The organism is Rhizobium sp. BK379 (assembly GCF_014193955.1).
In the GTDB taxonomy this organism is placed as follows: domain Bacteria; phylum Pseudomonadota; class Alphaproteobacteria; order Rhizobiales; family Rhizobiaceae; genus Rhizobium.
This window is the reverse complement of sequence record NZ_JACIAD010000001.1, coordinates 2160810-2171198: the sequence shown is the minus strand read 5'-3', so window position 1 is coordinate 2171198 and position 10389 is coordinate 2160810. Positions and strand designations below refer to the sequence as shown.

General features: G+C 58.7%; 9 protein-coding genes and 1 tRNA gene. 4 read left to right on the top strand and 6 right to left on the bottom strand.

The annotated features are described in order from the left end of the window. Nucleotides 1-17: 17 nt before the first annotated feature. A tRNA-Met gene (locus FHT93_RS10995) sits at nt 18-94 on the top strand. A gap of 482 nt (nt 95-576) precedes the next feature. On the opposite strand, the gene FHT93_RS10990 is transcribed toward FHT93_RS10995, so the two are convergent. Next, nucleotides 577-1575, bottom strand: coding sequence for an ABC transporter permease (locus FHT93_RS10990; protein WP_183847466.1), 999 nt, complete (start codon nt 1573-1575; stop codon nt 577-579). 40 nt (nt 1576-1615) lie between these two features. After that, on the bottom strand, nt 1616-2356 hold the full coding sequence (locus FHT93_RS10985) for an ATP-binding cassette domain-containing protein (RefSeq protein ID WP_112971311.1): 741 nt from the start codon (nt 2354-2356) through the stop codon (nt 1616-1618). Between the two features lie 256 nt (nt 2357-2612). Between FHT93_RS10985 and FHT93_RS10980 the strand changes: the two genes are divergently transcribed. The 3 genes from FHT93_RS10980 to FHT93_RS10970 all read left to right on the top strand — a co-directional run bounded on the left by FHT93_RS10980 (nt 2613) and on the right by FHT93_RS10970 (nt 5603). Continuing rightward, nucleotides 2613-3593, top strand: coding sequence for an NAD(P)-dependent oxidoreductase (locus tag FHT93_RS10980; RefSeq protein WP_113014836.1), 981 nt, complete (start codon nt 2613-2615; stop codon nt 3591-3593). 48 nt (nt 3594-3641) lie between these two features. After that, on the top strand, nt 3642-4628 hold the full coding sequence (locus tag FHT93_RS10975) for a substrate-binding domain-containing protein (RefSeq protein ID WP_029616466.1): 987 nt from the start codon (nt 3642-3644) through the stop codon (nt 4626-4628). A 192-nt stretch (nt 4629-4820) separates the two neighbouring features. Then, the gene (locus FHT93_RS10970) at nt 4821-5603 is read left to right on the top strand and encodes a FadR/GntR family transcriptional regulator (RefSeq protein ID WP_018115151.1); all 783 of its coding nucleotides are present in this window, start codon (nt 4821-4823) and stop codon (nt 5601-5603) included. 115 nt (nt 5604-5718) lie between these two features. Here FHT93_RS10970 and pdxA read toward each other — a convergent pair whose 3' ends face one another. From pdxA to FHT93_RS10950, 4 genes are all read right to left on the bottom strand, one after another. Further along, nucleotides 5719-6717, bottom strand: coding sequence for a 4-hydroxythreonine-4-phosphate dehydrogenase PdxA (gene pdxA, locus FHT93_RS10965; protein ID WP_183847464.1), 999 nt, complete (start codon nt 6715-6717; stop codon nt 5719-5721). 28 nt (nt 6718-6745) lie between these two features. Beyond that, complete coding sequence (locus FHT93_RS10960) at nt 6746-7879, bottom strand: iron-containing alcohol dehydrogenase (RefSeq protein WP_183847462.1); 1134 nt, start codon at nt 7877-7879, stop codon at nt 6746-6748. Between the two features lie 324 nt (nt 7880-8203). Next, entirely contained in the window at nt 8204-9388 is a 1185-nt protein-coding gene (locus FHT93_RS10955) for an exo-alpha-sialidase (protein WP_183847460.1), read from the bottom strand. 12 nt (nt 9389-9400) lie between these two features. Continuing rightward, nucleotides 9401-10306 carry a dihydrodipicolinate synthase family protein gene (locus FHT93_RS10950; protein ID WP_113116806.1) on the bottom strand — a complete coding sequence of 302 codons (906 nt, stop codon included), beginning with the start codon at nt 10304-10306 and terminating at the stop codon, nt 9401-9403. Nucleotides 10307-10389 lie beyond the last annotated feature (83 nt).

The window sequence follows — 10389 nt, the reverse complement described above, 5'->3', positions numbered from 1 at the left end:
AAGGGATTTGCGCTGGACGCGGGGTGGAGCAGCCCGGTAGCTCGTCAGGCTCATAACCTGAAGGCCGCAGGTTCAAATCCTGCCCCCGCAACCAAACATATAGCCCGCATCCAAGCGGGCTTTTTTTGTTTGATAACACGGCGAGCATGCAACGCCTCGAAAACCGACAAAACGCCCAAAGCCGACGCAGCAAAACAGAAAGCTGCAAAGCCAGAGCACCCCACAAATCTTCCCCTCTCTCGTCTTGCGAAAGACATCGCGCCGTGACTATCGCCGGCGCCGAAAACAACTGCGCCGCCGGCGAGGGTGACTCGTCGTCCTGCGGACCATAACCTCAAGGCCAAGTGAAGCGGATGCCGCAAACCGGTAACCCAAACAAACAGTCTCCTAAAAGATCAAAACAAAAGCCCTCCATCTCGGAGGGCTTTGGTGTGTCTGCAGCCGGGCTTGCCGTGCCCGAACGCTTATTGTCGGTGCGGCTAGCAAATTACCGAATATGGCTAATCGTGACGCAAGAGCGAGCCTGGAAACATTTAACGGGACCCGCTTTGCAACAGCTTGAGGAACCGCGTTCGCCTATTCATCGCGTCGCAGGTTGCGAATTCGGTCGAAGAGAACGGCGAGCACAATCGCCCCGCCGATAAAGCAGCCTTGCCAGAACGCGTTGATGCCGAGCAGGCCGAGGCTGTTGCGGATCACCTCGATGAGCGCGGCGCCGATCAACGCCCCGAAGGCAGTGCCGACCCCGCCAGCCAGATTGGCGCCGCCGATGACCGCGGCGGCGATGACCTGGAGTTCCATACCCGCGCCGATATTTGTGGTGACTGCTCCGAGCCAGCCGGTTTGAATGATGCCGGCGACCCCCGCCGAGAGGGCGGATATCATATATACAACGACCTTGATCATCTGTACGGGAACACCCGTCAGCGTCGCGGCATGCTCATTACCGCCGATGGCAAACACATAGCGGCCGAACTTGGTCCAGCGCAGCACAAAGCCGGTAAGGAGCGCCAGTACGATCATGTAGAGCACTGGATTGGCGATGCCGAAAAGCCAGGCGCCGCCGCCCAGCGCCAGCAGCTTGTCGTGATCGGGCCCAAACTGGAAAACGACGGTGTTGTTGGATGCGACCATCGCCAGGCTGCGCGCAATCGACAACATTCCGAGCGTGACGACGAAGGGTGGGAAGCCGAGATACGCAATCAATAGGCCGTTGAACGCTCCGACCACAAGAGCAGTCCCGATCGACGCGGCGATGCCGATCTCAATGCTGTATCCCGCATGCATGACGACCGCCAGCACCATGCTACACAGGCAGAGCACGGAGCCAACGGACAAATCGATGCCCCCGGTGATGATGACCAGCGTCATGCCCAGCGCGATAATTGCGACAAACGTGACGTTGCGGGTGATGTTGTAGATGTTCTTCGACGTTGCAAAGGAATCTGTCGTCATCGACAGGAAGATGCAGGCGAGAATGACGGCAATCAGAACCCAGAATGTCTGGCCGCCCAAGATCGACGCAAGCCAGCTCCGTTGCTTCTGCCCGATCGTCTGGTCAAGTGTAATCGCCATCGTCGACCTTCTTCTTTCTCGCTGCGGCGGATAGCATTGATCACACCTGTTCGATGGCGCCGGTGATAAGCCCCGTCACTTCCTCAGGCGAACTTGCCGCAATTGGCTTGTCGGCTACTTTTCTACCGCGCCGCATCACGATCACACGGTCTGCGACCGAAAAGACGTCGGGCATGCGGTGGCTGATCAGGACGACGACAATGCCCCGGTCACGCAATTCGCGGATCAGATTGAGAACCTCGGCGACCTGGCGCACGGAAATGGCGGCCGTCGGCTCGTCCATCAGCACGATTTTCGCTTCCGACAGCATCGTCCGGCCAATCGCGACGGCTTGCCGCTGGCCACCTGACATCTGCTTGACGAGATCGCGTGGCCGCGTCTCCGATTTGAGCTCGCGGAAGATCTCGCCGGCGCGCTTGTACATGGCTTTGTAGTCGAGAATGCGAATGGGCCATATGCCGCGTCGCAATTCTCGTCCGAGGAACACGTTGGCCGCCGCCGTAAGGTTATTGCAGAGCGCCAGATCCTGATGAACGATTTCGATGCCATGCAGCCGCGCCTCCTTCGGCTTATGCAGCACGATCTCGGTTCCATCGAGACTCATGGTTCCGTGGCTCGGTCGAAAGTTGCCGGCGATCATCTTGACCAGCGTGGACTTGCCCGCGCCGTTGTCGCCCATGAGGCCGACGACTTGTCCCGCTTCGAGTGAAAACGAAACGTCGTTGACGGCCTGGATGGCACCGAAATGTTTGGAAATATTGGTGAGCTCGAGAACCGCCACCAGCCTTCTGGCCTCCCAAAACTGTCGCTATCCGTTCGCTCCAAGCCCAGCCTGTTTTTGATGCGAGGCTCGGGCGAATTCGCTTCTCCAATATCCTCCCAGGAAAAGCGAATATGAGCATTTACGCAAAACCCTGCGACAGCGTCAACTCATTGTCCGAGATGCTGAGCCTATTGTAACAAAAATCTGTTTTGTCAGACAAATATCAATTGACGGAAGTGGCGCGTGAATATTAGCTATCACTGGGAGAGAGAGCATGCTGATCCTTGTTACCGGTGCGACGGGCAAGGTCGGGCAGCGCTTCATTGCTGGGCTGCTTGACGATCCGAGATTTTCCAAAGCCCGTGTTCGCGCGCTTTGTCATAATCGCTTGTGCGAGGCGACCGATCGCGTCGAAGTCATCCGTGGCTCGATCGCCGATCGTGATATCGTGGCAGCAGCGCTGAACGATGTTACCCATGTCGTGCATCTCGCCACGTGTAAGGAAACCCCTGAAGACGTCATGGACGTTACGGTCAAGGGTCTCTTTTGGCTTCTCGAAGAGTTCCGTGGAAGCGTCACGGCACGTCAGTTCATCCTGATCGGCGGCGACGCGGGCATTGGGCATTTCCACTATCGCCATTCCGGTCCAATCACCGAGAGCGCGCCCCATTGCGCCTATCCCGGAAGCTATGCGCTTTCCAAGGTTCTGGAGGAGGTCATGCTGGAGCAGTTCGGCATTCAGTATGGCCTTAACGGGTGTTGCCTCCGGGCGCCATGGATCATGGAGAAGGACGATTTCAAGTATTCGTTGTCCTTTGGGGATGACGTCTTTGGCGGCCCGGACTGGAAGACGCTCGTTCCGGAAGAAGCGGCGCGACGCTATGCGGCCGTGGGCACGGTGCCGCTGCTGCTCGATGCTGACGGTCGTCCGCTGAAACGCAACTTCGTGCATGTCGACGACCTCGTATCGGCAATTTTGGCAGCGATCGACAACCCCAGGGCGGAGAGGCAACTCTTCAATATCTGCATGGACCGACCCGTCGACTATGCTGAAGTCGCCGCTTACCTGTCCCGCACGCGAAATCTCGACTCGGTCGAGATACCAAGCCGCTTCCATTCCAACTGGATGGACAACAGCAAGGCGAAATACCTGCTCAATTGGCGGCCAGACTACGATCTCGAAATGCTTATCAACTCGGCGTGGCAATACGAGCGTTCGAAGGAGGAGCCTCGTATCGTGTGGTATCCGGGTTGATTTCGTATGGCGGGCATGCCGTGCCCGTCTGTTTCAAGGGAGGAAACCATGAGGAAGGCATTACTACTTACAGCCGCAGTTTTAGCATTGACCGCAGGGCAGGCCTTGGCGAAGAAGCAGCTCGTCATCGTCGTGAAGGGTCTCGACAATCCGTTCTTCGAAGCAATCAATCAGGGTTGCCAGAAGTGGAACAAGGAGAACCCTTCCGCGGAATATGAGTGCTTCTACACCGGTCCGGCATCAACATCCGATGAAGCCGGCGAAGCGCAGATCGTACAGGATATGTTGGGTAAGGCAGACACTGCCGCAATCGCGATTTCGCCGTCAAACGCAAAGCTCATCGCCCAGACACTGAAGACCGCCAATCCGAGCGTTCCGGTGATGACGCTTGATGCCGATCTTGCAGCCGAGGACGCAGCCTTGCGCAAGACGTATCTCGGCACCGACAACTATCTGATGGGCGCGCGTATCGGTGAGTACATCAAGAAGGCCAAGCCGAAGGGTGGCAAGATCTGCACGATCGAAGGCAATCCGGGAGCAGACAATATCCTGCGTCGCGCGCAGGGTATGCGTGACACGCTCACCGGCCAGAAGGGCCTTACGGAATTGAAAGGCGAAGGCGGCTGGACGGAAGTCGCCGGCTGCCCGGTCTTTACCAATGACGACGGTGCCAAGGGCGTGCAGGCAATGACCGATATCCTCGCGGCCAATCCCGACCTCGATGCATTCGGCATCATGGGTGGCTGGCCCTTGTTCGGCGCACCGCAACCCTATCGCGACCTGTTCAAGCCGATGGCTGAGAAGATTGGCAGCAATGAATTCGTCATCGGTGCGGCCGACACGATCGGCGACGAGATTGCCATTGCGAAGGAAGGCCTGGTGACTGCACTCGTCGGTCAACGGCCGTTCGAGATGGGCTACAAGGCACCGACAGTGATGATGGATCTGATTGCGGGCAAGGCAGTCGACGATCCGGTCTTCACCGGCCTCGATGAGTGCACGAAGGACACGGTTGATACCTGCATTCAAAAGTAGGCTCATGGCTCGGCGCACCAGGTCAGGGTGCGCCGATTGCCTTCATGTGACGGATCGAAAGATCTGCAGGGCTTGACGCGCCCTGAATTCCGCGCGCTGCGCCGGATCCAATCGCAGGCGACTTCCTCGTTATTACAATTGTTTTGATGGTCCATGCGGACAGTCGAAAGAATGCTGAGGCAGTAGAAATAAATGCCTGACAAGAAATCGGGAAGGCCGACGACCCCGGTCGAGGTGGCGACGGCTGACAGCTCAGCTACCACAAGGCGCCCAAATGCCGCCCGCATGACCGGAGCGAGTGTTCATCTGTCTTTGGCAGGCGAGATCGGCCTCAGGATAGTGCGTGGTGATTATCCGCCCGGCACGATCCTGCCAAACGAGGCAAAATGGTCACAAGTCTTTGACGTCAGCCGGTCGGCGGTGCGCGAGGCGATCAAGATGCTGATGGCAAAGGGCCTGCTTTCCTCGCGCCCGAAAATCGGCAGTTGGGTCGAACCCAAGGAGCGGTGGAACCTGCTGGATCGCGATGTTTTGGGCTGGTATGTGGCCTCTCCCGATCGTGAATCATTTTTACGGGCGGTGCAAGAACTCAGGCACATGATCGAGCCGGAAGCGACAGCGCTTGCTGCTGCGCGCCGAAGCGAGGCCCAGATGGAGGCGATCAGTCAAGCCCTGCGAGACATGGATCAGGCGACGTCACTCCAGCAGCGAACAGAAGCCGATGCGCGATTTCACATCGCGATCTTACACGCCTCGGGAAATGATCTGCTGGTGCCGCTCGGCGTATTGATCGAATCGGCGCTGAACCACCTTTTCGCCCATGTCACGCGAGAGGAAGACGACTTGCAATACGTTATCAAGCTTCATGAAAACATTGAGAAAAGCGTCCGATTGCAACGACCGAACATGGCGCGCAACGCCGTCCGCAAGCTGCTGGCGAATACAGACCACATTATAGCACGGTGGTCGCGATAGACGTTGGTATCCAATCGCGCCGAGGATGGGCCGGACGGCCTCTATCGCGTATGCCGGCGGAAAAGCCGGCTGCTGGCGGCTCTTGCGGCCAGGCACTGAATTAGGCCTCCATTGCTCAGGAGGCAGGCACTGCCGCCCGGCGTGGAGACCTCGCCATCAGCCGTGCATAAGCGATGGCCGACAACATGTTGACGTGGTTGGCGCGGCCGGTTCCGGCGATGTCGAAGGCGGTGCCGTGGTCGACGGAGACGCGGTCGATTGGCAGGCCGAGGGAGACGTTCACGGCGGTATCAAAAGCGACCAGCTTGATCGGGATGTGACCCTGGTCGTGATATTGCGCGATCACCAGATCGAAGGCACCGTTATAAGCGCGGGCAAAGACCGTGTCGGCGGAGATGGGGCCGACCACGTCTATAGCCTTCGCCTGTGCGAGTTCGACGGCAGGTGCCAGGAATTCCGTGTCTTCGGTTCCGAAGAGGCCGTTTTCGCCGCAATGCGGGTTGAGACCGGCAACGGCGATGCGAGCCTTCTTGCCGAGGCGCATGAAGTGATTGTGGCCGGCTTCGATCGTTGCCAGCACGCGTTCGGTCTTCGCCCGCTCGATCGCACCCTTCAGCGAGACATGGGTGGAGACGTGAATGGTATTCAGCCGCTCGGAGGCGAGCAGCATGAAGGAGCTCTTGGAACCGGTCAGGTGTGCCAGCAGGCCGGTATGGCCATCGAAATGATGGCCGGCGAGGTTCATCGCTTCCTTGTTGATCGGCGCCGTAACGATGACGTCGGCTTCTTTCGACATTGCCAGATCGACGGCGCGGGCGATGTAGCGAACCGACGCATCGCCCGCAACAGGGCTGACCTTGCCGATCTCGGGGAGGGGGGCATCAAGCGGCACCTCATCGACGGCGATGGTATTTCCATCGTCGGAGGCTGAGGGGCCGAAGCTCAGGCTGACATCGGCCGCGCGCGCAGCTCGCTCCAGCGCTTCTGTGTTGCCGACGATGACGAAATCGCGCCGTTCGGCTGCCGGCAGGGCGATCAGCGCCTTGACGATCACTTCGGGGCCAACGCCGGCGGGGTCACCAAGGGTCACCGCGACTTTTGCATTTCTGTCCATCAATCAAATTCCTCTTGAAAGCCCCGCCTCAATAGGCCGCTTCATAGATCGAGCGTATGTCAGTACGCGTCAAGTCGCGCGGATTGTTGTCGAGCAGCCTGCGGATGGCGAACGCGTCGTCAGCCATGGCGTCGAGATCGTTCTTCGGCACGCCGAGGCCCGACAAGGTCATTTCGATGCCGAGGTCGGCGCAAAAGGCATAGGCTGCATCGAAGACCGATTGGACGGTATCGGACGTGTCATAGCCGAGCGCTTCCATGACCGCCTTTGTCTTCTCCGGTACGGCCGGTGTGTTGAAGGCAAGTACATGCGGGAAGATCAGCGCATTGGCGGCGCCGTGAGCGACGTGCCAGCGGGTGCCGAGCGGATAGGCAAGCGCATGGCCGCCTGCCGTATTGACCGGGCCGAGGCAGAAGCCGCCATAGAGCGAGGCCAGCGAAAGGCCCGCACGGGCTTCGGCATCCGAGCCGTCGCGGACGGCGCGCGCAAGATATTTGCCGACAAGCCGCGTTCCTTCGATCGCATACATGTCGATCATCGGATGCGCCTTGCGATTGGTGAAGGCCTCGACGCAATGGGCCATGGCATCGACACCGGTTGCCGCCGTGGTGCGGGCCGGAACGGAGAAGGTCAGCGACGGATCGATGACGGCAATGTCGGCGAGCATGTGAAGGCTCTCGACCGCGAGTTTGGCCTTGGTCTCGGGATCTGTTACCAGAGCGCGGATGCCGGCCTCGCTGCCCGTGCCCGATGTCGTCGGAACCTGCGCGAGCGCTACCTTTCGCGGACCCTGCACCTTGTTGGGGCCGACAACCTCGCGAAGCGTCTGCCGAGAGCCGGCAAGTACGGCAGCGAGCTTGGCCAGGTCCATGGCGCTGCCCCCGCCGAAGCCGACGATGAGCTCAGCCTGTGTCGCTTCGGCCGCAGCAAGCACCTTGTCGAGATTGGCAATATCCGGCTCGGGCGTAACATCCGAGAAGACCGAAACTTCGCCGTTCAACTGCAACATATCGATGCGTGCGGCATTGAAGGCGTCCGAGATAATCAGCGTTCGGAGATAACCCTTACTGGCCGCCCAGGCGCCCAATTTCCTCGAGGTTCCGACGCCGAACTCGATCAGGTGTGGCCGAACAACGGTAACAGGTGAATCCAAACTGACCATAAACGGTCCTCCCGATGCGCGACGGACTTGACCGTCTATCATGTAAAGTTGTTATCCTGTCCGATGGTTTTTGGCAAGAATGAATGCGGATTTTTATCGCATGTTGATTGGTTTCGGTGATCGCAAAGGGTTTCTTGAGCCTCGAATTCAGCGCAACATGTTGATATATATAAATGTATGTATTCCGAGACGGCGCTTCGTCTAACTGGCTCAGCTTGTCAATCGCGTCTGGTTCATTTGTAAAATGACTGCGAGTATTGGCGGGCCGAATTGCTTCAAACATTCGGCCCGCCAATACTCGCAGTCGGCTATTTGTGATGACTTCTAAGTAATTGATTCTAATGGAAGGCGGACATGTTTTATGGCGCGTCGATAATAGGTGTAGGCCACGTGAAGTGCGCCATCCGGCCCCTGCGTGATGGAGGGGTAGGAGAACTCGCGATTGAGCCTATCCTTCGAATTGTTGCTCAGGCAGTAGCCGTCGCCGGTATCGAGATCGAGTTTACGTTCGAAATGACCGCCTGCATCGGCAGAAACCGCAAGGCTGAGCGGCGCGCGCGGAACTCCCCAGATGGCCTTTCTGGCCGGGATATTCGACATTTCTGCGACAGGCGCCTTGTCGCTTTCAATCTCGTCATAGAGGGACTGACGTCTGGCGTCGGAGGAGGCGGCGTTGCTGTGGTTGTAAACCATCGCGATTCTCCGGTCCGTCAGCCTTGTGGCCTGGATCGAGGAATTGTTGTTGGGCAGATTGGTCGGCTCCGGCGCACTCCAGGTCTCGCCTTGGTCTGATGACAGCGAAGCGCGAATGTTTTCCGAATACCGGTCGCGGAAGAAAGCGATCATCCTGTCGGCACCGACCGGCACGATATTCATGTGCACGGCACCCAGACTGTTTTCTATCTCCTTCATCTGCCAGCTTTTTCCGCGATCGCGGGAGATCAGAACGCCTGCCGTGTCGGCGTCGCCGCTCCATCTCTGGCCGGGTAAGCTGATGCAGCGGAAGACGGGGAGCAGCCAGTCGCCATTGCCATTCACGATAATTTGCTGGCGCACGAAGGTGCCGGGCAGGTCGCAGAGGATGGTCGGTGCGGCAAAACTCTTGCCGCCGTCTGAGGAGATCCGGCATTTGACAACTGCGCCGTCCTGGTCGCCAGACGTTTGCGAAGTATAGAGCAGCCAGACACGGCCATCCGGTGCGTTGAAAATCAAGGGATTCTGCTCGGATCTCGCCGGATCATCAGACATTTTCTCAGGTTCGGACCAGCGATCCGCGCCGGGAGCGAGCCGCGACATGTAAATCGAGATGTCACCCATGCCCTCCATCGTGCCGCCGAACCAGACGCAGGTCAGCGTGCCATCGGCCAGAAAGGCGAGATTGGCGGCATGGTTCTGAATGCAGGGAGAGGGCAGATAGGCATCAAAACGGCCAGTCTGGGCGGTATTTGTCCTGAGGACACCGTCCATCAAAGCCGGCACGTCCTCGGGCTTCAAACCTGTCGTTTGCATGGCATTCCTCCTTTACGGCAGCTTGGCATAGCCTTCGGCGAGTGCCGCGTATTCGGCATCATTGAGCGGCACCAGCGGCGGGCGCGTGCGTCTCCAATCTGCATTGCCGGTCTTCAGACCGACCATGGCCTTGATCGTCGGGATCTGCACATAGGAGTTCGATAGGGTGCGGAAGGCATTGATGCGCGCCTGTGCGGCCTCAACCTCAGCACCCTTCGTTTCGTCGTGAACGTGGTCGTAAACCGTGCGCAGCGAGTTTGCGACGAGGTTCGACGTGGCGGTGATGCAGCCGGCGCCGCCAGCCTTCAGGAGTGGTAACAGCAGCGGGTCGGCACCACAGAGTACCGAGAAGCCAGGGCAGGTTGCGATGATTTCCTGCATGTTATTGAAATCACCGGCAGATTCCTTAATGCCGACGACCGTCTCCGGGAAGGCTTCGACAAGGCGGCTAATCAGCGGAATGGAGAGCGGAACGCCTGAGACCTGCGGGATATGATAGAGGATCACCTGCAGCCTGGTATCGCCGATCTTCTCCAGAATCTGCGCATAGGCGGTGAACAGCCCTTCGTCGGAGACGCCCTTGTAATAGAAGGGGGGCAGCATGACCGCCTTGGTAACGCCGAGCGAGAGCGCATGTTTCGTCAACTCGACTGTCTCGGGAATGGCGACAACGCCAGTGCCCGGCAGGAGCTTGTCCGAGGGAATGCCAGCCTTCAGTGCGGCTTCAAGGATCACACGGCGCTCAGCGGAAGAGAAGGAGTTGGCTTCGCCCGTCGTTCCGAGCAGTGCCACGCCGTGACAACCTTCTTCGATCAGTCGCTGGCAATGTTCGGTGAACAGGCCGAGATCCGGGCTGCCATCGGCGTTGAGAGGGGTGGTAGCGGCGCTATAAACGCCTGTAATCTTGTGATTGCTCAAAGTTGTCCTCCTCGTCAGATCGGGCCCTCCAGGCGCGTTCCTACGCTGTCGTATTCATCCCAATGTGGCGGAGTTGTCAATCT